The organism is Paenibacillus cisolokensis, from assembly GCF_018403665.1.
Lineage (GTDB): Bacteria > Bacillota > Bacilli > Paenibacillales > Paenibacillaceae > Paenibacillus_AH > Paenibacillus_AH cisolokensis.
Genome location: NZ_BOVJ01000064.1, coordinates 18,601 through 42,352, shown reverse-complemented (window position 1 = coordinate 42,352; position 23,752 = coordinate 18,601). Strand labels below are relative to the sequence as shown.

Genomic DNA, 23,752 nt, shown 5'->3' with positions numbered 1-23,752 from the left:
TCTCTCTTTAACGGCGGCTATACTTTCGGACAAGCTGGTCGCCGGCAGATTGCAGCAATTGGACCAGCACGATGAGCAGCACGACGGTAACGATCATGACATCGGGCTGAAAACGCTGGTAACCGTAGCGGATCGCCAGATCGCCCAAGCCGCCCCCGCCGACGACGCCCGACATCGCGGTGTAGGAGACGAGCGTAACGGCCGTTACCGTAATCGCGGCGATAATCCCTGTCCGCGCTTCCCTCAGCAGCACCCGCCATACGATCGTCCACTTCGATGCGCCCATTGCCTGCGCCGCTTCGATCACGCCGCGATCGACCTCGCGCAGCGCGGCTTCGACGAGCCGGGCGAAGAACGGCGCCGCTGCGATGACAAGCGGCGGAATCGCGCCTTTGACGCCGATGGACGTACCGACAAGCCATTTGGTCAGCGGGAAAATGGAAATCATCAAAATAACGAACGGTACGGAACGCGTAATGTTGACGATAACAGACAGCACCCGGTAGATGAAGCCGTTCTGCAGCAGCTGCCCGCGGCTTGTTATAAACAGCAGCACGCCCAGCGCCAGACCGATCAAGACGGTGAAAAGCAGCGAAAATCCAAGCATGATCAGCGTGTCTTTCGTCGCCTGCCACACTTCATCCCAGCGGACATTTTCGAACGTCACGACATCACCTCCACATCGACGCCGCGCTCGCGCAGCCGCCTGACGATCCGGTCCGTATCGCCAGACGTGCCCCGGAGCTCGACCAGCAATTGGCCGTACGGCGTGTTTTTCATGCGCGATACGGTCCCCTGCAGGATGGCGAATGTGGCGTCCGTCTCACGGACGACCTCATACAGCACCGGCTCGTACGTCGATTCTCCGACAAACTGGATGCGCAGAACCGTTCCGTCGTGCCGTGCGCTCGCGAAGCCGCCGTCCGGCCGTTCCGACACCTGTCCGACGAATTCGCGGGTGACCGGATGCTGCGGCTTCAGAAAGACGTCGAGCACGTCGCCCCGCTCGACGATGCGCCCCCCGTCCATAACCGCCACGCGGTTGCAGATCGAACGGATGACGTGCATCTCGTGCGTAATGAGCAGAATCGTAATGCCCAGCTTCTCATTGATGTCCTGCAGCAATTGCAGAATCGATTGGGTGGTCTGCGGATCAAGCGCCGACGTCGCCTCGTCGCACAGCAGCACATCGGGATTCGTCGCCAGCGCCCGGGCAATGCCGACCCGCTGCTTCTGGCCGCCGGACAACTGGGACGGATATTTGGCGGCATGATCCCGCAGCCCGACAAGCTCCAGCAGCTCGTCCACCCTTTCCTTGATTTGCGGCGCCCGCCATTTGGCCAACTTCAGCGGAAACGCGATGTTGTCCGTTACCGTGGCGGTCGAAAGCAGATTGAAATGCTGGAAGATCATACCGATCCGCCGCCGTTCCTGTTGCAGTTCCTTCTCCCGCAGCGCCGTCATCTCTTTCCCGTTCACGACAACCTTGCCCGATGTCGGACGTTCGAGCAAGTTAACGCAGCGCAGCAGCGTGCTCTTTCCGGCGCCGGAATGGCCGATGACGCCGAAGATATCGCCCTTCTCCACGGTCAGCTCGATATCTGTCAGCGCCTCGGTCACGCCTGCGGGCGTTCGGTAGAGCTTGTTTACCTGGTGAAGCTCGATCAGCGCCTCTCCCTCCTTTTCAAACGTTACGATTTGGCCGACTATGACAGCGACGCATCATTGGTTTTCAAGCATAAATCTCCAAGTTATACTATTGGATTAATATATATTAGTTGCCGCGCTTTTTCAATAGTTTATTTTAGGAGATTTATCCGTGTTGAAATAACCCATATCATTAAATCATAAAAGGAGAAGAGCCGCAATCCGAACGCCCGGATACGAAGCTGTCAAAGTCAGGCAGACCGTTTCCGGCACCGGTTGGCGGCCGCGTCTCCCGAAACATGCAAAGGCCCCCTCTGCCGGTTCGACCGGCAAAGGGGGCCCTCGCAATTAGGCTTCGATGCGGCTTACGCCGCCGGATTTGGAGAGTCGGCCGCGTCGTACCGTTTGACGGTAAGCTCGTCCAGACTCTTGAACGTATAGCCTTGCCTGCGCGCTTCGTCGATGATGGCGCCGAGCGCTTCCGCATTGTCGCGCGAGACGGTGTGCAGCAGAATGACCGCGCCGGGATGCAGCTGTTTCACAACCGACCGCAGCGCGTAATCCGCGCCTTGCTGGGCGTTCACGTCCCAATCCTTGTAAGCGATCGACCAGAATACGTTCGTATAACCAAGCTGCCTGGTTACATCCAGCATCCGGTCGCTGAAGATGCCGCGCGGAGGGCGCAGGTAACGCATCTCTTGCCGGCCGGTCAGCTTCGCGACCTCGTCTTTCACCTTGGCCAGCTCGTCGCGAATCCGTTCGGCGGGGATGGCGCTCATATCGGGATGAGACCACGAATGGTTGCCGATAATATGGCCTTCGCTCGCCATGCGGCGCACCAGATCAGGCTGATCCTTCACATAGTGCCCGGTGACGAAAAAGGCCGCCGGCACGCCTTTCGATTTCAGCACATCGAGCACCCGGGACGTGTATCCGTTCTCGTATCCGTTGTCAAATGTCAAATACAGCTCTTTCTTCGACGTATCGCCAAGGAAAATGGCGCCATGCCGGACAAGAATGTTCTTGAAGCCTTCCTCGTCGATGGAAGGCAGCTTGCCCCCTACGCTTTTTTAAAGCCGAAATGAAAAGCGCCACCAGGGGCGGCAAACGCTCCGTTCGCTGCCAGAAGCAGGACTAGCGCCGCCCACAGCGCAACGGCTGACCGGAATTTCATGCGGATATCCTCCTTGCAAATCATTCCCAATCCGTGCTTCCGTTATTTTTTCTACAAACGTCCGGAATATACGCGGAACTCAAATTCCGGCCAGATGCCGCCGATCGAGCCCCTGAGTAAAAAAGACGAGTGCGGCCATTGAAAATACTTATATCGCTGCCAATTCCTCTAAAATCCGCTCGATCTTCTCCGCCGGCACGCGCATCATGCCATTCTCGCGAATTTGCCTCAGCGACGCCGTTCTCGCGATGTCCGCCAACGCGCCCTCGAGCAGATGCGGCACATGGCGCCGCAGCACGGCGACTGCCTTCTCGTCCATAAGCAGCTCGTTAAGCTTCGTCTTCTCGCTGTACGTTTCGCGGAACAGGCCCGGCGCCTCGTAAGCGAAGCGGTAGCTTCCCGACCCGACCTCGATTTCCAGACCGTCAGCTCCTTCCGCGATCGACAAGACGCCTTCGACGTCCTCGAGCCGTTCGCCGCCTTCCGTCACAGTCGACCGTTTCGCGCCGCGCAGCACGACGACCGCCGTCGCGTTCGCCGGAACGACCGCATCCACCTCCACCCGCTCGCCGTTCACGCGCCAGCCGGACTCGATCCGTCCGTACATGGAATCATGCGCCCCTCTCGCCTGGGTCAGCAAGGCGGAACCGAACAGGGGCTCGATGCGAATCCGCTTATAGCCGGCGACGTCGGGGTCCATGTCGAGTCCGGCGACCTTCCGGTACATCCAGTCGCCAATCGCGCCGTACGCATAATGATTGAACGAGTTCATGTCGTCGCTCCAGAACGAACCGTCAGGTTTGATGCTGTCCCAATGCTCCCAAATCGTCGTCGCGCCTTTGGAAACCGAGTAAAGCCAGCCCGGATAGCTGTCTTGCAGCAGCAGCCGGATCGCCGTCGTGTGGTAGCCGTTGTTCGACAACGCGAAGCACAGGTGCGGCGTGCCGACGAAACCGGTCGTCAGGTGGTAGTCGTTTTCGACGATAAGCGCATTCAAATCCTCCGCCACACGCGCCTTCACGCTCTCCTCGACGAGATCGAACACCAGCGCCAGAACATGGGCCGTCTGCGTAGGACACGCGATGCGCCCCGTCTTGGTCACGAATTCGTCGCGGAACGCTTGCACGACGTTGTCATGCAGCTCCGCGTACCGCGCGGCGTCCTCTTCCCGGCCGAGAACACGCGCCGCGTCGCGAACGATGCGCGTCGAATACGCGTAATATGCCGTCGCCACAAGCGCCGTCGGCGTCGCCCCGATATAGCTGTTCTCCTTCGCGTCGAGCGCGAGCCAGTCGCCGAAATGGAAGCCGGTATCCCACAAATATTCGTTATCGCCCTGGCTGCGGATGTATTCGACCCAGCGCTTCATGCTTTCGTACTGTTCGGCTAACAACCGCAAGTCGTCATAATACCGGTAGACGGTCCAGGGACAAATGACGGCCGCATCGCCCCATGCCGCGGAGTTGGCGCCCCCGACAATATCCGGAATGACGAACGGCACGCCGCCGTCTTCGTGCTGCTCCGCCTTCAGGTCGCGCAGCCATTTCGTAAAGAAGGGCGCACCCTGGAAATTGAAAAGCGCCGTGCTGATAAACACTTGCGCGTCGCCCGTCCATCCGAGCCGCTCGTCACGCTGCGGGCAATCGGTCGGCACGTCGAGGAAGTTGCCCCGCTGCCCCCACCTAATATTGCGCTGCAGCTGATTGACCCGCTCGTCCGAACATTCGAACTCACCCGCCGGCGACATATCGGAGTGAATGACTTCCCCTTGGAAGGCGTCGAGCGGCAAGCCGTTTTCCTGCCCCGGATACCCTTGCACCATCACGTATCGGAAACCCATAAAGGTGAAGTGCGGGGCGTAGCTCTCTTCGCCGCGACCGGCGGCGATATATTCCACCGTCTGCTTCGCGGGGCGGAGATTGCCGAAGTAGATATTGCCGTCCTTATCGAGCACTTCGGCGTGCCGCAGCACGATCTTCGTACCCGCAGGGGCCCGAACCTTGAAGCGGACACGGCCGACCATGTTTTGCCCCATATCAAGTACCGTATCGCCCTTTGGCGTCACGAACGACGACACCGGGCGAAGCACTTCCGTAACGGCCGTAGGCCAGTTTTCTTGGGCCACGAGATGCGAATACGGCAGGTCGACCGCCGTGACGGCCGACCATTCGGCGTCGTCGAACCCCGATTCGCTCCAGCCCCGCTGCTCCAAACGCGCGTCGTACGTCTCTCCGTGATAAATGTTCGAATATCGGATCGGTCCGAGCGACGCCTTCCAGCTGCCGTCCGTACCGACGATCTCCTCCGTGCCGTCGGCATACCTGACATGCAGCTCGGCGAGCGCGGCCCGCTGCTCCCCGTACATGTAGTTTCGGTTATCGAAGCCGAGACCGCCCCGATACCATCCGTCCCCAAGCATAATCCCGATCGCGTTGCCGCCCGCTTGAAGCAGTGCGGTGACGTCGTAGGTTTGATATTGCAGCCGGTGATGATAGCTGGTCCATCCTGGCGCGAGCAGATCGTCCGACGCCTTCCGGCCGTTCACATAGAGCTCATAGACGCCGGCCGCCGTCGCATAGACGCGCGCCTGCGCGATATTGGAGCGAAGCTCGAACGTTTTGCGCAGCAGAAAGACCGGCTTCGAGTCTGCGGGGATCGCCGATGCGTCCGGCGTAATCCATAACGCCGTCCAAGCCGAAGGGTCTCCGAGACCGAGCTCGAAGCCGCCTTCTTCGCTCCAATCCGATTCCGCTCCGGTCGTATCCCATACTTTCACGCGAAACCGGTACGCCGTCCGCGGTTTCAGCCCGGGACCGCCATATTCGATATGAACGGAACGCTCCGATGTTGTGCGCCCCGTGTCCCAGAGCGGCTCATCGAAGCCGCTGCCGGCCTCCGCCACCTGGATGCGGTACGCTTGTTGCCGGACGTTTCTGCGGCCGCCGGCATCGATTATCCAGCTGAATCGCGGACGCCGGATGTCGGTTCCCAACAAATTCGTCCGGTATTCGCAAGTCGCTCTCACATGCAACCTGTTCATCGATCCATTCCCCTTTTTTCTGGAATTCGCAAATGATTATCCTTTCACCGAGCCTGCCGTCATGCCCGCGACGATCCGTTTGTTGAAGAAAATAAACAGCAGAAGCGGCGGAATCGTAATCAACAAAATGTTCGTAAAGAGCAAGTTGTATTGCGTGACGTATTGGCTTTGAAAATTGTACAGCGTCAGCTGCACGGTCACGTTGTCCGAGCCGGGCAAGAAATAGAGCGGATTCGTAAAATCGTTAAAAATGGTCACCGACGAAAGAACGATAATCGTGGCGGTCACCGGCTGCAGCAGCGGCAAGACGATGCGGAAGAACAGACGGAGCCCGCCGCAGCCGTCCATGACCGCCGCTTCGTCGATCTCGCGCGGAATCGCCGCCATAAAGCCTTTATAAAGCAGTACGGCGAACGGAAAATTGAGCGCCACTTCTACGAGGATGAGACCGCTCATCGTCTTGAACAATCCGATGCCGTCCAGCACCCAGATCGTGGGCACGATCGCCGGCGGAACGATCAGTCCGGCGAGAATCAGGAAGTTGAATACGGGCGTCGCCCGGTCGGAACGGCGCTGCAGCACGTAGCCCGCCATGGCGCATAACACGACCAGTATCGCAATGGAGACGACCGTAAGCACCGTGCTGTTGTAGAACGCCCGGATCAGCATGAAATCGCGGGCCGCCACGACGGTTTTGATGTTCTCCCAGAACATCGCGGTCGAAGGCCAGGACAGGTTCAACAAGGACGACTCTTGCGCATCTTTGCCGGCATTGACGAAGATGAAGTAGAACGGAATCCAGAACGCAACGACGGTAAACAGGATGCCTGCGATTTCGATAGCGGTCTGTCTCAAGGCTCTCACAGGTCTACCTCCTTGCGATTCAAATACGCATACAGCGGGAACGCCAGCGCGGAGACGACGAGGAACAGGATGACGTTGCCGGCTGTGGCGAGCCCGTAGAAGCCGCCCTGGTACTGCTTGTAAATGATCGAAGCGATCAAGTCGGTCGTAAAGCCCGGACCGCCCTTCGTCATCGCCCACACGAGATCGAAGGAACGAAGGCCGCCGATAAATGCCAGAATAATGACCGAATTGGTGGCCGGACGGCTGAGCGGCAAGATGATGTTCCAAAACTTGCGCCACCCGTTCCCTCCGTCGATCTGAAGCGCCTCGTAATATTCCGAAGGGATGGACATAATGCCCGCAATATAAATAACCGTGGCGACACCGACGCCTTTCCATACGTCGACGAGCGCGACGGACAGAAGAGTCAGACGGGTATCGCCCAGCCAATCGGGGCCGGTGATGCCGATCGCGGCAAGCGCGGTGTTAATGATGCCTTGGCTCGGGTGCATCATCATGCTGAATGCGATACCGACGGCGATCGTACTGACCAGCGTGGGAAAAAAGATAACGGAACGCAAATAGTTTCGCGTTCGAAGCTTCGAGGTCAGCAATACCCCCAGCAGCAATCCCAAAATCACCTTCAGCCCGCAGGTCACGACGGCATAAACGAGCGTGTTCTTGAAGCCGATGTTCAGCGATTGCTCGCGGAAGAAGGTGACGAAATTTTCGAATCCGATAAATTCCCATTCGATCAATGTCCATCTCGTCAGGCTGAAAAAGAAGGACATCGCGGTAGGTAAAATAAAGATGACGAAATAAATAAGCGCGGCGGGCAGCAAAAACCAGTATGAGTACGTCCGTTTAAAAATACGGTTCATCCGAATCTCTCCCAAGTTTCCTGAAGTGAATCGGCCCTGCGGGATCAACACAGGGCCGAACTTCTCTCTCTGAACAGATTACCAGCCTTCCAATCCGAGCTGCTTCGCTTGTTTTTCGACGTCCCGGTCGTACGCTTCCGCGCCTTCCACGGCGCTCTTGATTCCCGCGCCCACCTCGACGGTAATTTGCTCCAGGCTCGGTCCTTTGATCGGCGAAACGAATTCGAGTGCCGGTGCCGTCCTGTTATTTTCGAAATAGGGAAGCATCTCTTTCACCAGCGTCGGCACGTCGTCCGGAACCGTCGCGCCTTCGATGACATACGGGCCGGTAGGCTTCGATACGGCTGCCGCTGCTTTCGTGCCTTCGACGGAAGCGACGTAGGCCACGAACTGCTTCGCTTCCTCGATATGCTTGCTTTCCTTGTAAATATACGCCGCTCCCGGCATCCATACCGTCAAGCCGTTCTGCGACGCGTCGTCGCCCGGCTGAGCGAAAATCCGATCTGTTCGATCTGGTCCGGGAAGTTTTGCAAGAGGGCCGGCGTCGCAAACGAGAGCATCGGATAATGCGCGCCCTTGCCTTCCGCCAGCATCTTCAAGCCTGCGTCGTACGTCGTGGCCAGAAAGTCTTTGTTAAAGAAATCTTTGTCGTGAAGCTCCTGCAGCTTCTCGAAGCTGCGCAGCATCGCCGGCGTACCGGCATTGGTCGCTTTGTGCGCCGTGAAATCTTCCGCGAAAGTAGGCACCTGCGCCTGGACATTGTAGTAATCCGCCAGCACGACCAGCTGCGACGTCCAGGAATCCTTGAACGTTCCGATGACCGGCGTAATTCCCGCCGCCTTGATCTTCTCGTTGTTGGCGATAAGCTCCGCCCACATCTTCGGCACGTTCAGTCCGAGATCCTCGTACACCTTCTTGTTGTAAAACCAGCCTCCGGCGGTCGTGGAAGCGATAGGCGCCCCGTACACCTTGCCGTTGTAAGTGACCGTCGGCTTGAAGGAATCCAGCACGTTGGCCTGAAACGGCTCGTTCGTCAGATCAAGCAAGTTTTGTTCCGGAGACAGCGCTTGCATGAGAGAGCCGGAATTGTAGAAGAACACATCCGTCATATCGCCTGTCGCGAGACGCGTCTTCACGATATTGTCGCCCTCCGATCCGCCCGGTCTCGTCTCGAGCTCGATCGTAATGTGCGGGTTGATCTTCTTGAACCCTTCGATATACGCGTTCGCCGAGTTTACGGAGTCCTGGGTATTGTCCACCAAAAGCGTTATTTTCACTTCCTTCGGGGTTTCATTCGTCGCTGAGTCGGTCCCCGGAGCGGACGTGCCGCTCTCCGTATCGCCTGGCGACGCTTTGCCTCCGCACGCCGCCAACAGTCCGGCCAGCAGCAAGGCGCTCAGCAATGCAGCTATCGGTTTGAAACGTTTATTCATCCGGTTCTTCCCCCTGTTTTCCCAGATTCGAGACAGCTTTTCGCTATTCGTCGACTTTATTGTACGTGCGGGGAATGTTTTGTGTAAGCGCTTCATTTTTATGGTCCGTGTCAGCTTATTTTGGGTTTGGATACGGATTGAAACGGAGCGTAATCCGCGTGCCTTCGCCGGGGCGGCTCCATACGTCCAAGGTGCTGTCTTCGCCATAATACAGTTTAAGCCTCTCCTTTACATTGCCGAGTCCGTAACCTTGCTTCGTGCGCTCGAGATCGGTCATGCCGACGCCGTCGTCTTCCACCTTGAAAATTACATACTGTCCGTCTCTTTCCCCGGTCAGACGAATCGTTCCTTCCCCGATCTTCGATTCAAGGCCATGGTAGATGGCGTTCTCGACCAGCGGCTGCAGCAACAGCTTCAAAATTTCCAGTCCGCGAATCGATTCATCGACCTCTTCGATATAACGAAAACGGTTCTTGAAGCGGATGTTCTGAATTTTCAAATAATGTTCGATATGCTGCAGCTCCTTGTACACCGGAATCATTTCCTTGCCTTTGTTCAAACTGAGCTTGAAGCTTTCGGACAACGATACGGCCATCTGCGCGACATCCCGATTGTTCTGAAGCATAGCCATCCAATAGATCGAATCGAGCGTATTATATAAAAAGTGAGGTTTGATTTGCGTCTGCAGCGCCTTAAGCTCCGCTTCGCGCTCCTTCAGCTCGGAGCGGATCAGCTTCTCGGTCAGTTCGTCGTTTTCACAGGCAATCCGCTTGAATGTCTCGCCGATGACGCCGACCTCGTCCTGCGCGAAAGCGGTCGGAAAGTTGCGGACCCCCTTCGTCCAGTCCAGCATCATCTTTCGAAGCTGCAGCAACGGTTTCGTGATACTTCCGGAAATCATATAGGAATAGATCAACGCGACGAGCGCAAACCCGGCCGCGATGGCGGTCGTCGCCCAGCGGATATTTTGAGACTCCTTTAACAGCTCTTTCGTCTTCACGAGATGCACGAACGTCCAATTCGTCATCTGATTGTAAAACGGGCTCACCTGATACCCTTGGCTGCGGATATGGTCCAACGTTTCGCCGATGGTTCCGTCCTTTAATTGTACCGCCTCGGCGGTGCTGAAGACGGCCGTCGTCGCCCCCGGCGTCGAATCGATGACCATGTAAGACCCCAGCTCACGGTTACCGCTGAAAATTTTGCCGAAAATGGATTTCGACACGTTCACGACGAGGATGCCGATCGGCTGACCGGAGGCGTCGCCAGCATCGCGGAACAGCTTGACGGTCGAGAATACATCGTCCGCTTCGCCGAAGATGTCGGAGCGATAATACACAACCTTCCCTTTATTTTCGTAAGCGTCGCGGTACCAGTCCGCAGCCATGATTTTCTGCGCTTTATCCGGAGTCTCGTAGGGACCCGCATCGTCCGAGAGGCCGAAGCAAGCGGTCTGAAAACGGAGATCGAAGATACAGATCGATTTCACGTATCGCGTATCCCCGAAGCTTCCGCTAACAAGCCGCTGCAGCCGCGTCGACGTCCGTACGTTCTGGCTGTCCGGTCTCACCTCCGGATCGTTCCCGCTATGGCGAAGATCTTCCCGAATCTCGTCGTTCACCACGATTGAATAGTGCAATTTATTAATGTTGTGAAACAGCAGATCCGCGACTTCGCTGGACGTCCGCAGATGATCGCGGTTCGTCTGTTCGTTGCGTTCCGTCAGCGTCTTGTTCGTGATGTTATACGAAATATAACCGAGCAGCATGATAGACGGCAGAAAGAGCACGATCATGGCGGCGAACAGCCGGTTGCGGATTTTCTTGAAACGGAATCTGCCGAGCAAGCGTATAAGGTTCATGAAACCCCACCCTTGCATGCCGGATGAAACGATTCCCGGTATTGTCCGGGCGTTACGCCGACCGACTTTTTGAATATTTCGGTAAAATGTCTGTAGTTCAAATAGCCGACCTTTTCGCTCACTTCCCCGACACGCATCCCTTCCCGCAGCATCGTTTTCGCCTTTTCCATGCGAATTCGGGTGAGATGTTTAATATAGGTGATCCCTACCTCTTCCTTGAACAAAAGACTGAAATAGGTCGGATTCAAGCCGACATGCTCCGCCAGCTCTTGCAGCGATACGTCTTGCCCATACTGCTCCTCCAGATATGACAACGCTTTCTCTATTGCCGGATGTTTAGTGGCGGGACGCGGTTCGGGCGTCAAGGAGAGCAGCCCGTCGAGCCGGCTTCGAAGCCAACGGAACATGTCTTCCCTTGTATGCATGGCGGACAGCTGCCCGTGTCCGACCGCTTCCAGCTTGCGCAAATTTTTGCCGCTTTCCTCCGCAATCTTTCGTCCCAGGTATACAAGTTTCAGAATCTCTTGTTCGACCTGATCCGGGTCCGGTTTTTGCGCCTCCACCCACGCTTCGAAGCCGTCGAGCGCCTTCGACAGTCCTTCCCGGTCCCCGGTGCGGAGCGAGACGATCACCGCTTCCTCGTGCTTCGACAAATCAGCGGGCAGCGGTTCGTTTCCTTCGACGTCTTCGATTCTCGTCCAACCGTTCTCCTCCAGGAACCGCCCGTAACGCAAAGCCCGCAACGCTTCTCTGTAGCTGTTCGGCGCTTCGGACAGCGACAGGTACAGCTTTCCCGTACCGAAGGCGCTTGAAGCTTGGTTGGACATTTCGAACAGTCTCTCCCACAGAAATTCCGGCGGCAGCGCGTAGTGGAACGCGACCGACAGACGTTCCTCGCCGTTGGTTACATCCACGATTCGGTATGTCGGATGTTCTGGCACCCCGGGATGCGCTTCCGCAAATGCGAGGACGGTCAGGCCGACGACACGGGCCGCATCCGGGCCAAAAGCCTCCTTCCACTGATCCACCGCTTTCGCGCCGGTGAGCAGCAGATCGAGCGTCGCTTTCTCCAACAGCTGCGCCCGGCTTGCCTCCCACTTGACCTTCAAGGCGCTGAATTCCTGCTGTTTGGCAATCCGTTCGATCGCTTTGAGCAAAGCGTCCTCGATTTTGGATACCGTAATCGGCTTGTCCAGATAATCGACGACGCCGAGGCCGATCGCCCGCTTGACGTACTCGAATTCGTTAAATCCGCTGAAAATGAGAAACATCGTGTCGGGCAATTCCTTTGCGGCAGTCTCGATCAACTGCAGCCCGTCCATACCGGGCATGCGAATATCCGTCAGCACGATGTCCGGCGCCTCGTCGCGCAGCATCTGCAATGCCGTCAGGCCGTCGCCCGCCGTGCCGGCCAATTCGATTCCGTAGCGTTGCCAGTCGATCATCGACCTTAATCCTTCAAGCACGATATATTCATCGTCGAATACAACCGCCTTTAACATGCCGTGTTTCCTCCTGTTCTGCAAGGCGTTGATGAATTCATTATAGCAATGACAACGGGCCCGAAGGCGGATTTCCTTCAGGCTCTCAGGTGACGCTTTCGGGCTGAAATCCCGTAACCTCATCGTAAACGAAGCAAACCGATTTTCCTATGGCCGTTATTTTCTGGCGGATGTCATCATTTTTGGCCGCAAAACGAGACCGCCGAGATAACTCCCGGCAATCTCGTTTTTATGGCTCGTATGCCACATCACGATATGTATCTTCGTGCGCTGTTTAACGATACCGGGTCGTCCAACGCTCAAGCTGTTCTTTTACTTTTTCCCTAATCGCCTTCGGCTCCAAAATTTCCGCTTCCGGACCATACTGGAAGATCCAATTCAGAAACTCGCGTTCATGATTAACGGTGACTTCGAATAAAAGGCTTCCATCCGCAAGGTCCGTCATTTTCGGCCGAACAAACATCTCTTCTTCCTTCACGTATCGAGCGACAGCCGGAGAAAATTTCACCTTGAAGTGGATGTGCTCTTCGCCGCGCTCAATGGACCAGGTGTTTTTCAGGTACTGCGTGATCGTAAAATCTCCCTTATCAAAGCTCTTGTTGGTGATGACCACCTTTCGAAACCGGCTCAAGCGGAACGTCCGAACTTCATTTTTAAGATGACAGTACCCGATCAAATAAAAACGTTGATCCCGCGGAACCAAAAAGTACGGATCAATCTTTCTCTCCGTCGTTTCGTTTCGGCTTTGGGTATGGTAAACCGCGTCGATCGTTTTTTGGGCAAGAATGGCCTGAATGACGGGATACAGAAAATTCTCACTTTCCTCCCGATAGGCCGGCGTCCCCATCTGGATGACTTCCGCGATGTTTTCAATAATGTCTTTATGACGGGATTTTTCTTTAAAATGCGTCGCCATCACTTTATCATGAGCCGACTCAAATCCCGGGGGCAGCTTGCTGGTATCGATCACCGAGGGGAGCATCGAGAAGACCAAAGCTTCCTGCTCCGTAAAATTCAAAGGATAAATGGCAAAATTTCCGGCGAACCGGTAACCTTTTCCGTATCCTTCATTGGTTATGGGGGCAATAAGATCGATAAGGCGCAAGTCCCGGTATATGGTACGTTCGGTCGTTTCGCAAACATCGGCCAGTTCTTTCGCCGAAATGCCCGGCCTCGCTTGTATCGCGTTTAAAATTTTAAAGATGCGAATCATCTTCTCCGTCATAAATCCCCCTCCACCTTCTAGGTCTCAATTCCTATATTTTCTAAAAATTCGCCAAGGTGAAGGGGACTTCCTTCTTATATATCAGATGAGATCCGCAAGCTCATTTACACCACGAATAGGATCGATTACAAAGTGGCCATGTCAATAACGAACCGATACCGCACATCGCTGCGGAGCACACGCTCATACGCTTCGTCCACTTGGTCGGCACGGATGACCTCAATCTTAGGGGCAATGCCGTGTTCAGCGGAAAATCGAGCATCTCTTGCGTTTCCCGGATTCCGCCAACGAGTGAACGGTGGTTCACGAATGAAAAACCTGTCCCGCATCATGTCTTGGCAGAACAACTGGGGACATTGTTAGAAAGGAATCTGTAATCGATATCTGACAAAAAAGATCGCCCGTTATCCCGTCCTCTTGGCCAGGATATGGCGATCTTCTTTATGTTTAATAATACAAACTCGTGAATCGAGCATACAAGGACCGTGCGAACGGACAATACCATCTGCTATGATCATTGCGCATGCGCCGCTCATCGTGATCCTTGCCTTGCGGCCGCCCGGCCGTCCAAAAACCGGAACAGCAGCCGGATCAGCGGCGGCACGGCCAAAAGATGAAGAAGGTGCGGAACACCTGGTACCCCGCCACCATCGACAGGTCGGCGCCGATTTCATGCGCGATGATGCCCATTTGGTCCATGCCTCCGGGAGCGAGGCTGAGCAGGGCGGTCGCCGCGGACACCGATTCGAACGTCGTCAGAAGATAGGCCAGGCCGAGCGCTCCCATGATAAGCGACAACCCGCTTCCGATCGCAAGCGAGAATGTACGGACTTTATGCGTCAGTCGTCCCGGCTTCAGCATCAAACCGACGTTGGTGCCGATCGCGAGTTGTGCGGCATTGATCAGGGCGGACGGCAGCGCCGGTCCGTGCAGGCCGGTCAGCTGTATAATCGCCGTGCCGATCGCCGGCCCGAGCAAAAACGCGGTCGGAAATTTGATTTTGTGGCCGACGAGCGCCAGTACGACGCAAACGGCGGCAAATGCGAGGCCGTTCGGCCACAAGCTGCTCCAACTAGCCACCGTTTGAACGGCCGCCGGAGCCGTATCCGCCGCGCCCTTCCCCGCCGTCTCGAAAATCGGACTGAAAACGAGCAGCGGAACGCAGATGATGATCATCATCAGCCGGATGACCTGCGTCACGGTCACGATAGTCAAATCAATGCCTTCCGTCTCCTCCGCGAGCGTCACAACTTGCGTCAATCCGCCCGGAATGCTGCCAAGCAGAGCCGTCCGGTAATCCGCATCCGACAGCTTCGAGACGACAAACGCCAAGCCCGCGCAAAACAGCAGCAGAAACACGGTCATCAACAGCATGGAAGGCAAATGGCGAACCATTTCGCGCAGCGCCGCCGAAGTCATCGCCAGGCCGATCGTATAGCCGACGACGATCATGCCGCCATTGCGGATTCGTCCTGGCCAGGCGTAATGTTCCCGAAGCAGATTCGATCCGATGAGCACCGCGATCATCGGCCCGAGCAGCCACGGAATCGGCAGATGCAGCAGGTCGAACACGAAGCCGCCCGCAATCGCCGTCGCCAGCGTCAGAACGAATCGGGGCCATGGCCGGCCTTCACTCAGCTCCTTACTCAAGAGACGCAACCTCCTCTGCGCTTGTGCGGCGCAAAAGGAACGTCGAACGCTGCCAATCAAGCATAGCTGCAGCCGCAACTCTATAGTCCCCGCCGCTCGAGCGACTTGCGCATCGGTGTCGCGCTTTATTTTCCCGAACGACTTCGTTACGGCAGTTGCAGCTCGTATGTCTGTTCAATATGATGCACGCCCCATAAATGATTTTCATGCTCTGCGATTTTTCGGAAACCCGCACGCTCATACATCGCAATCGCCGTTTTCTGATCCTCCGTCGTCTCCAAAAACACTCGCCGGAATCCTTTTTCTTTGGAGTATTGCAGCGATTCCTGAAGCAGCCTTTTGCCAAGTCCCAATCCTCTATATTCCGGGTGAACGATAAACCACCTCAATTGCGCCCGCCGATCGGGATGGCCGACGATTGCAATCGCGCCGACGATTTCATCCCCTGCTTCCGCAAACCAGAATCGATCCTTATCGGGACTGTAATGTTTAAAAAGTCAACGAAAGTCTGACATACGTAGCTTTCGAACACATGGTTATAGCCGCATTCCTTCGCATAAATCCACCCGTGGAGATGAATCAGACTCCCTACGTCTCCAGGCTTCAGATCGCAACGAATCCGAACCTCCTGCCGGATTTGGGGATCGTCGGACAACGCATTTTCAATGGCAGCCATATTTTTAGCAATGTTTCTTTGAGCCTGTTCCGGCAAATGGCCGATCATCAACCGGATTTGGTCGTCAGACCGCGCATCCAGCTTGGCAAGCGCATCTCTTCCCCGATCCGTCAGGCGCAAATAGTACAGCCTGCGATCTTCATCGGATTGTATCCGGTAGATGAGATCCTGCTCTTCGAAACGTTTTAAAATTCGGCTTAAATAGCCGGCATCCAGCCTCAGTTTGTCTATGAGCATTTTAGCTGTGCAGCGATCCGTATGGCCGATTTCGAAAAGTACCCGGGCTTCCGACAGCGAGAAGTCAGTTTCCAGCAAATGTTGATCAAGAAGGCCCAGAACGTTCGTATAAAATCGATTGAACTTGCGAATCACCGGTATCACAGAACTCATGCGGAAGCCACCTCCATATTGTAAGTTTAATGTAGCACCATTATTTGACTTAGTCAACTATATGCGGCTAATTAAACAATCTGATGCCAAATGGAAACCGGCGCAGCTTGCAATCCAAGAGCGTTGTTCAATGTCAGCCAAATGGGGAGACCAAAAAGAAAAAAGGACCCTTTCGGGTCCTTTTTCTTACGAGCAGCGGCTGTAGCCGCAGTTGCTGCATGTTTTGCAGCCTTCGATATTGATCAGCGAGGCGGTGCCGCAAGACGGGCACAGGTCGCGCGAGCCTGCGGCAGCCGAAACGTCGTGGCCGCCGTGACCGCCCGCTCCCGCTTCCGCGCCTCCCGCTACGCCGGATGCCGTTCCCGCTTCGGAAGCCGCCGCTTCCTCGGACGCCAATCCGATATGAAGCTCCAGCGACTTGGCCACCGCATCGGCGATCGACTCCACGCGATTGGCGCCGAAGCCGATGGCGCCCGAGCCGCCGATTCCTTTCAGATGCTTGATCAGCAGCTTGACCTTGTTCCCGTGATCGCCGTAACGCAGGAACAACGAGCAGACGCGGCCAAGCGCTTCCGCCATCGCGAATACGTCCGAACCGGCTTTGCCGACGTTCAGGAAAATTTCGCCAGGCGTGCCGTTAATGTCGTTAATCGTAATGTACGCCATGCCGAACGGCGTATTGACTTTGTATGTCGCACCGCGCAGCACTTGCGGACGGCGCTTGTACTGCTTGTCAAACACCTGCTCCGCCTGCGGCGATACGCCGGCATTCAGCGAAGCGTTAAGCGCGCCGAGCGCCGCTTCGTCCGATTGCGCGCTTGCGGCCGTCGTTTCGGCCGCAGCAGGCGCAGCCGCTGCCGTCGCGGCGTCGGACTTCTCCTCCTTCTTCGTGGACAGCACTTGCGTGTCGCGGCTGCCGTCGCGATAGATCGTGACGCCCTTGCAGCCGAGTTCGAAGGCGAGCTCATAGAGCCGCTTCGTCTCTTCGATCGTAAAGTCGGCCGGACAGTTCGCCGTCTTCGAGATCGAGCTGTCCACCCAGCGCTGGATCGCCGCTTGCACGCGGATGTGATCCTCCGCCGTCAGATCCATCGCCGTCACGAAGAAGTCCGGCAGCTCCTTGCCCGGATTCGCGTCCTTCCATTCCTGAGCGATCGGGACCAGCTGCTTGTCGTAGCCGAGCCGGCTTTTCCGGAAATATTCAAAGGCAAAATACGGCTCGATGCCGGTCGACGTGCCGACCATCGTCCCGGTGCTGCCCGTCGGCGCCTGGGTGATGACCGTCACATTGCGCATGCCGCGGTTGCGGACCGCTTCGCCGACTTCCGGATATTGGGCGATCATATTTTTCATAAAACCGCTCTGTACGAACTTATCCGCATCGAATGCCGGGAACGAGCCTTTCTCCGCGGCGATTTCCGTAGACGCAAGGTACGCCTCACGGGCGATGAAGCCGTACAGCTTGTCGAGAAATTCCAGCGATTCCGGGCTGCCGTAACGAATGCGCAGCTTGATCATCAGCTCCGCCAGCCCCATCGTGCCGAGACCGATGCGGCGCTCGTTCTTCTGATTCCGCTCGTTCTCCGGGAAATGGTACGGCGTCTTGTCGATGACGTTGTCCAGGAAGCGCACCGACCAGCGCGTCACTTTGGACAGTTCGTCCCAAGCGACGTCATCGGCCGCTTCATCGTAGAACTTCGACAGGTTCATCGCCGACAGATTGCAGACGCCCCAGGCCGGCAGCCCCTGCTCGCCGCACGGATTCGTACAGATGATCGGATTGAAGTACCAGCTGTTCGACATCTGATTGTAATATTCCATGAACACGACGCCCGGCTCGGCCGATTTCCACGCCGATTCGATGATCGTATGCCAGATGTCGCGGGCGCGAACCGTCTTGTAGTGCACGATCTTCTTGCCGCGCTGGCGCCACTTCTCCAGATCGCCGTCCCACAGCTCGTCGTACTCGGGATCCTGCGTATCGGGGAAGACGAGATCCCAGTCCAGATCCTCCTTGACCGCGCGCATGAACGCGTTGCTGACGCATACCGACAGGTTGGCGTTGGTCACTTGTCCCATCGTCTGCTTCACCGTAATGAAGTCGTGCAGATCGGGATGCCAGTCGTTAATCATCAGCATAAGCGCGCCGCGCCGGCTTCCGCCCTGCTCGATCAGGCCGGTCGTATAGCTGAACAGGCCGCCCCACGATACCGCACCGCTCGAGGAACCGTTCACGCCTGCGACGATCGCCCGGCGGGGACGCAAGGACGACAGATTGATGCCGACGCCGCCGCCGCGGGCCATAATCTCGGTCATCTCCGTCAACGTCTTCATAATGCCGCCCCGGCTGTCATGCGGCGAAGGGATGACGTAGCAGTTGAACAGCGTCAACTCTTCGCTGGCTCCCGCGCCCGCCGCAATCCGGCCGCCCGGCACGAGCTTCCAGTCGTCGAGAATATAGCGGAACTTCTCACGCCATTCCTTCCGCTTCACTTCCGTTTCTTCCACCGATGCCATCGCCGCCGCCAGGCGGTCCCACATTTCTTCCGGCGTTTTCTCTATCGTAAGCGTCAGTTTGTCGACCGATGACTGTACGATTTCCCCGCTGCGCGTCCGAACCGTCACCGTCTGGCCTTCGCGCGCGATGACTTCGCCCACTTCCTTCGCCGGGAATTTCGGGTCGTCTTTCGTCAGCACGAGGACCACGTCGCCGACCTTCGTCTGGTTCGTATCCGCGTTTTTCCATGCATAACGGTCCAAAAAGATTTTTCGCTCAGCCCTTCAAGCCGGCTCTTCCGCGTCGCCATTTCCACTAGCGAACCGCCTCCCATTTGTCAAGCTAATTACCATATCTTTTTAACGGCATTGTATGAATTTGGCACCATATATTGTGTGCGTTTCTCATTATACTATACTATATATTGATCTTCATATGGATTTTTCGGGATTTTCGCCCATCAACCCCATTCTCCCCCTCTCTAGCTTCCATTTGCTTGTCCGCACTCTTTTTTAACGAATTCTTATGAATCGCCTCCGGAAAGGCCATACTGGAAACATGATGAAACGACACTTGAAAGGAGCGCTAGCCTAGTCATGTTTCCTCCACCTCCCTCCGCCCCGCGGTCCGACGATACCTATGTCGTCCGCAAACTGCATCCGCTCGTCGATTTGCGCTGCGAACGTTCCTGGTTCGAAGAGCTTCAGTCGCGGCTTGAGAAGAACGGCCCCTGGGACGACTGGGGGCTGTACCAGCTGGCGCTCGAGGCGGAGCAATCGAAACGTGTCGCCGACTTCGACGAGCTGCAATGTCTGCGCTGCCTGCCGGCGTTCGAACCGATGGAGCATCAGGTGGCAACGGCCCGCAAAGTGCTGCACGAAATGGGCGGCCGCGCCATTCTCGCCGATGAGGTCGGGTTGGGCAAGACGATCGAGGCGGGACTCGTGCTGAAAGAATATATGGTGCGCGGACTGGTGAAGCGGGCGCTCATTCTGGTGCCGGCCTCCCTCGTCCTGCAGTGGGTGCGGGAGCTGAATCAGAAGTTTGGCATTCCGGCCGTCGCCCAGAAGCGGGCGTACTCCTGGGAGTACGACATCGTCGTCGCCTCGATGGATACGGCGAAGCGCGAGCCCCATCGCGATACGCTGCTCGGCCAGGATTACGATATGCTCATTATCGACGAGGCGCATAAGCTGAAAAACAAAAAGACGAGCAACTATCAGTTCGTCATTCAGCTTCGCAAAAAATATTGCCTGCTGCTGACGGCCACTCCGGTTCAAAACGATCTGGACGAGCTCTACAATTTGATCACGCTGCTCAAACCGGGCCAGCTTGGCGGACAAAGCGAATTCGCAGCCAATTTCGTGCTCGGCAAGCGGCTGCCGAAAATGAGGACCAGCTGCAGGAGACGCTCTCCTCGGTGATGATTCGGAACCGGCGCAGCGAGGGTAATATTCATTTTACAAAGCGCTTTGTCAAAAATGTGCCGCTTCTGCTCTCGCAGGAGGAACAGGCGCTCTACGACGCGGTCACCCGGTTTGTCCGGGAGCGGTACGAAGAGAGCGGCGGCGACTTGTCCAGCATGCTGTCGCTTGTCACGCTGCAGCGCGAAGTATGCTCGAGCCGCGACGCCGTGTTCGTCACGCTGGTCAATCTGTTCAAGAAGACCGCCGAGGATTCGCCGATACGGGCGAAAATATGGGAGCTGGTGGAAGTGATCCGCCAAATCAAGGCGAACACCAAGGCCGAGAAGGCGCTTGAGCTTGTGAAAGAAATGAACGATAAAGTGATTATTTTCACCGAATACCGGGCGACGCAGGAAGCGCTGCTGCAATTTTCCGGACGCACGGCCTGACCGCCGTGCCGTATCGGGGCGGCATGAACCGGGGCAAAAAGACTGGATGATGGACCTGTTCCGGGGCAAGGCGCAAGTGCTGATCGCCACCGAAGCGGGCGGCGAGGGCATCAATCTGCAGTTTTGCAACCATATTATCAATTTCGATCTGCCGTGGAACCCGATGCGGGTCGAGCAGCGGATCGGACGGATTCACCGTCTCGGCCAGACGAAGGACGTTAAAATCTACAACCTGTGCACGCTCGGCACGATCGAAGAGCATATCGTCCACCTGCTTCACGAGAAAATCAATCTGTTCGAGATGGTCATCGGTGACCTGGATCATATTCTCGAACGGTTCGAGCAGGACGATCAATCGCTTGAGCACAAGCTTGCCCGCCTCATGCTGGAATCGGACAACAGCCGCGATTTGCGCGCGGGCATCGATTCGCTCGGCTCGTCGCTGAACCGGATTCGCGGCGAAGTCCAGGTCGCGGAGCGGTCCGGCGACGCTCCCCCCTCCTTGGGCCGGGGCGGAAAGCCGGGCGGAAGGTGGAGGAAAGATCGTGAACGAGAAGCAAATTCACCGGTTCGTCCAACGTTATCTGGATGCGACCGGCTGCCACATTATCGAAAAATCGCCGGCCCACTTCACGGTCAAGCTGTCGCCTGAAGCCGACCGTGCCCTGACGAACCGTCCCTACTACTGGAGCTTCGTAGACCGTACCGGCGCGGAGCCCGAGACGATGACGTTCCGATTCATTACGGACAAGTCGAAATATGAAACGAACGCCAATGCCGCACCGGCGGACCATGCGGGCCGCTCCGGCATGGATGCGGCGGCCGACGCCGCAATGGCGCGTTCCCTCGGCTTCGTGCACGGCTCGCCCGCGGCGCCGGCGCGCGTCCCCGAGGAAGTGCTTCACTTCGGCTCGCAGCGGCTGGAGCAAATTTTGGCGCCGCCCGGGCGGGAGGCCGCTTCGTCTGTCTGTTCCAGGAGCCGGAGCGGCGAAGCCGCCACCCGCTGGAATCGACGCCTTACACCGCATGGCTAGGCGTCAATATGAAGGTCGAATTCGCTTCCGACCGGAAGCGGGAAGAGATTCATTCGTTCGGCGTTTCGCTCGCGACCGGCCAATTCGTCGAACGGTTCCAAGAACGGCTCGTCAATCTGCGGATGACGCCGCGCCTGCCTCCGAACATTCATCTGGCGAAGAACGGATTGACGCTCGGCAAGGCGCTGGCCGCGATTGAAGGCTCGCTGGAGAAGAAACTGCGCGGTTACGATTACGAATGGGCCAAAGAAGCTTCGCAGCGGCTGGAAGAGGAACTGGCGCAGGTCGCGCATTACTACGAACCGCTTATCGCCGGCGCCGAGGAGGAGTCTAAGGCGGCGATCGCCGAACAGTACGAGCGGCGGAAGGAAGAAATCCGCTGGCAGTACGAGCCGAGAGTGACGGCATCCGTCATAAATTGCGGTATCTTTCATCTGGAAGGGATCGGATAAGTCCGCATTAGACGTTTTCCTGCGCAATCCGGCAAAATAGAACGTCGATGCGGCAGCCGGACGCGACAGGTTCCTACACTCTTTTCCCTGCTTGTCCGCTACAATGGACGGTACATCGTCCGTCACGACGAAAAACGGGAGGATGAACGAGCCTTGAGTCAAACGATGCGCAAATGGGTGCCCGCCTATGCGGCCGCCCTTATCTTTCTCGCCGCCGCAGGATTGATGCCGCCGGCCGCAAGCGCGGCCAGACCGGCAACGCTGCATGAACAGGTAAGCCAATGGATCGAGGCTTTGTCCGCCGAAAGCGGCTACGAATTGTGGAAATCGGCCGCTTATAGCATCTCGCCGCTCGGTCCCGGCACGCACAGCTGGTACGTAACCGTCAAGAACGGTCCGGCAATTGCCGGCTATCTGATTGTGGAAGCGACGGACCGCGAAGCGGAACCGTACCGTCTTGTCGAGTACGGCTCCGGCCCCCATCCGCTGTTCGATTCCGCTGTTCTTCGACACGGAATGAGCAAGGAAGGAATCGGCCGCTATAAGGCCGTACCGCTTTATTATCATCCTTTGCTGGCGGTCTGGCATATTACGAAGCCGGATGGCGCCGTTCTGTACGCCGATGCGATGAGCGGGGAAACGCTGCCGATCGACGACAAGCTGCTGGGCGAAGCCGTGAGCGAAGCGGGCGAGCCGAACGGCGTTTCCGCCGCAGCGTCGATCGAAACGGCGTCGATCGAAACGGTAAAAGATACCGCCATCGACAAGCCCCGACCGGCCTGGGAGGTGTCCGTCCGCCGCAACGCTTCTTTCGAAAGGTACGACCGGATGCCCTGGCTGACCGGATCGCCGCTGGCGGCAAGCGAACGGCATCTGCTGCCCGCAATGCTGGACAAGCGCGCGGAAATCCGGTACACCGCAGAGCTGTACCGGAATACGACCCGCTTCGTATGGGCTGTCGCCGGTTACGACCAATGGTCCGACGGCACGACCGAACATACTTACATTACGCTTGAAGGCGAAGGAACGCGAAACGTCTTATTTGACCTGCTTCTGTCTGAAGGGGAATTTTACCGATAATTTGTCTTTGAACGAACGCCAACGCCGATTGTTCCACCACATCGCGATCGATGCCGGCGCCATTCCGAACCAGCGCACATGCCACGGCCCTCTTGCCGACCTGGCTTCGGACCGGCTCCGGCGTCTTTCTTCCTTGGGCGTTTCGATATATTGCACGAATCGTTCCGTTATATATTTGATATACTCGTCTGCATCCGCCATCGTTAATGCCTCCCTTTTCCTTCGTAAATTTCCCGTTTCCCATAATTCTATTGTGCCCGCCCGGCGCCTTCTCCAAACGAACAAACTCTCGCACGTATGGACTTCCCTGCCGCTGCGCACAATATTTAGAAAACGATCCCGGTCCTTCACAGGAGGTTATGACATTATCGATGCGACACATGACGAATCGTTCCTCTTTTCGCCGGTTCCTTGCATGCGTTAGCGCAGTGTTGATCGTTCAGATGATTGCCGCCCTGTCCGTTCATCCGGCCTATGCTTCCGATCCCCCCTCCTATAAACGGGCGCTT

18 protein-coding genes and 4 pseudogenes are annotated in these 23,752 nt (G+C 56.8%); 4 read left to right on the top strand and 18 right to left on the bottom strand.

The window, feature by feature from the left end:
* Window positions 1–7: 7 nt before the first annotated feature.
* The 17 genes and pseudogenes from PACILC2_RS09395 to PACILC2_RS09330 all read right to left on the bottom strand — a co-directional run bounded on the left by PACILC2_RS09395 (window position 8) and on the right by PACILC2_RS09330 (window position 19,085).
* Window positions 8–667 (bottom strand): methionine ABC transporter permease, encoded by a 660-nt coding sequence (locus tag PACILC2_RS09395; RefSeq protein WP_062493371.1) that lies wholly within the window; start codon window positions 665–667, stop codon window positions 8–10.
* On the bottom strand, window positions 664–1,668 hold the full coding sequence (locus tag PACILC2_RS09390) for a methionine ABC transporter ATP-binding protein (RefSeq protein ID WP_062493372.1): 1,005 nt from the start codon (window positions 1,666–1,668) through the stop codon (window positions 664–666). Before PACILC2_RS09390 ends, PACILC2_RS09395 begins: the two co-directional genes overlap by 4 nt.
* Before the next feature lie 344 nt (window positions 1,669–2,012).
* Window positions 2,013–2,821: pseudogene (gene pdaA, locus PACILC2_RS09385) on the bottom strand (delta-lactam-biosynthetic de-N-acetylase).
* Between the two features lie 148 nt (window positions 2,822–2,969).
* Complete coding sequence (locus PACILC2_RS09380; RefSeq protein ID WP_213528636.1) at window positions 2,970–5,861, bottom strand: family 78 glycoside hydrolase catalytic domain; 2,892 nt, start codon at window positions 5,859–5,861, stop codon at window positions 2,970–2,972.
* Between the two features lie 36 nt (window positions 5,862–5,897).
* Entirely contained in the window at window positions 5,898–6,725 is an 828-nt protein-coding gene (locus PACILC2_RS09375) for a carbohydrate ABC transporter permease (protein WP_062493375.1), read from the bottom strand.
* The gene (locus PACILC2_RS09370; protein ID WP_213528635.1) at window positions 6,722–7,588 is read right to left on the bottom strand and encodes a carbohydrate ABC transporter permease; all 867 of its coding nucleotides are present in this window, start codon (window positions 7,586–7,588) and stop codon (window positions 6,722–6,724) included. The genes PACILC2_RS09375 and PACILC2_RS09370 overlap by 4 nt, the downstream gene beginning before the upstream one ends.
* A gap of 78 nt (window positions 7,589–7,666) precedes the next feature.
* Complete coding sequence (locus PACILC2_RS28565) at window positions 7,667–8,047, bottom strand: hypothetical protein (RefSeq protein WP_307860477.1); 381 nt, start codon at window positions 8,045–8,047, stop codon at window positions 7,667–7,669.
* Complete coding sequence (locus PACILC2_RS09365) at window positions 8,044–9,021, bottom strand: ABC transporter substrate-binding protein (protein WP_307860476.1); 978 nt, start codon at window positions 9,019–9,021, stop codon at window positions 8,044–8,046. Before PACILC2_RS09365 ends, PACILC2_RS28565 begins: the two co-directional genes overlap by 4 nt.
* A gap of 115 nt (window positions 9,022–9,136) precedes the next feature.
* On the bottom strand, window positions 9,137–10,882 hold the full coding sequence (locus PACILC2_RS09360) for a sensor histidine kinase (RefSeq protein WP_213528634.1): 1,746 nt from the start codon (window positions 10,880–10,882) through the stop codon (window positions 9,137–9,139).
* A complete protein-coding gene (locus PACILC2_RS09355) occupies window positions 10,879–12,384 on the bottom strand; it encodes a response regulator transcription factor (protein WP_213528632.1) in 1,506 nt (501 codons plus the stop codon). The genes PACILC2_RS09360 and PACILC2_RS09355 overlap by 4 nt, the downstream gene beginning before the upstream one ends.
* A 274-nt stretch (window positions 12,385–12,658) precedes the next feature.
* Window positions 12,659–13,378, bottom strand: coding sequence for a helix-turn-helix transcriptional regulator (locus tag PACILC2_RS09350; RefSeq protein ID WP_307860484.1), 720 nt, complete (start codon window positions 13,376–13,378; stop codon window positions 12,659–12,661).
* A gap of 81 nt (window positions 13,379–13,459) precedes the next feature.
* Window positions 13,460–13,597 (bottom strand): annotated as a pseudogene (locus PACILC2_RS28560) (HTH domain-containing protein); the annotation flags it as partial.
* A 137-nt stretch (window positions 13,598–13,734) separates the two neighbouring features.
* A pseudogene (locus PACILC2_RS09345) lies at window positions 13,735–13,904 on the bottom strand (alcohol dehydrogenase); the annotation flags it as partial.
* 296 nt (window positions 13,905–14,200) lie between these two features.
* On the bottom strand, window positions 14,201–15,259 hold the full coding sequence (locus tag PACILC2_RS09340; protein WP_244863379.1) for an AbrB family transcriptional regulator: 1,059 nt from the start codon (window positions 15,257–15,259) through the stop codon (window positions 14,201–14,203).
* A gap of 146 nt (window positions 15,260–15,405) precedes the next feature.
* A complete protein-coding gene (locus tag PACILC2_RS26660) occupies window positions 15,406–15,678 on the bottom strand; it encodes a GNAT family N-acetyltransferase (RefSeq protein WP_372447094.1) in 273 nt (90 codons plus the stop codon).
* Complete coding sequence (locus PACILC2_RS09335; RefSeq protein WP_244863378.1) at window positions 15,645–16,382, bottom strand: MarR family winged helix-turn-helix transcriptional regulator; 738 nt, start codon at window positions 16,380–16,382, stop codon at window positions 15,645–15,647. Before PACILC2_RS09335 ends, PACILC2_RS26660 begins: the two co-directional genes overlap by 34 nt.
* A gap of 129 nt (window positions 16,383–16,511) precedes the next feature.
* On the bottom strand, window positions 16,512–19,085 hold the full coding sequence (locus PACILC2_RS09330; RefSeq protein WP_372447091.1) for an adenosylcobalamin-dependent ribonucleoside-diphosphate reductase: 2,574 nt from the start codon (window positions 19,083–19,085) through the stop codon (window positions 16,512–16,514).
* A gap of 333 nt (window positions 19,086–19,418) precedes the next feature.
* On the opposite strand from PACILC2_RS09330, the pseudogene PACILC2_RS29290 reads away from it, so the two are divergent.
* From PACILC2_RS29290 to PACILC2_RS09315, 4 genes and pseudogenes are all read left to right on the top strand, one after another.
* Window positions 19,419–21,329 (top strand): annotated as a pseudogene (locus PACILC2_RS29290) (DEAD/DEAH box helicase).
* Entirely contained in the window at window positions 21,223–21,711 is a 489-nt protein-coding gene (locus PACILC2_RS28555; RefSeq protein ID WP_307860475.1) for a YqhG family protein, read from the top strand. Before PACILC2_RS29290 ends, PACILC2_RS28555 begins: the two are co-directional and overlap by 107 nt.
* The gene (locus PACILC2_RS28550) at window positions 21,645–22,163 is read left to right on the top strand and encodes a YqhG family protein (RefSeq protein WP_307860483.1); all 519 of its coding nucleotides are present in this window, start codon (window positions 21,645–21,647) and stop codon (window positions 22,161–22,163) included. The genes PACILC2_RS28555 and PACILC2_RS28550 overlap by 67 nt, the downstream gene beginning before the upstream one ends.
* A 153-nt stretch (window positions 22,164–22,316) precedes the next feature.
* Window positions 22,317–23,243, top strand: coding sequence for a hypothetical protein (locus tag PACILC2_RS09315; RefSeq protein WP_213528630.1), 927 nt, complete (start codon window positions 22,317–22,319; stop codon window positions 23,241–23,243).
* Here the strand turns inward: PACILC2_RS09315 and PACILC2_RS09310 are convergent.
* The gene (locus PACILC2_RS09310; protein ID WP_062493407.1) at window positions 23,202–23,444 is read right to left on the bottom strand and encodes a YqzE family protein; all 243 of its coding nucleotides are present in this window, start codon (window positions 23,442–23,444) and stop codon (window positions 23,202–23,204) included. The genes PACILC2_RS09315 and PACILC2_RS09310 overlap by 42 nt on opposite strands.
* Window positions 23,445–23,752 lie beyond the last annotated feature (308 nt).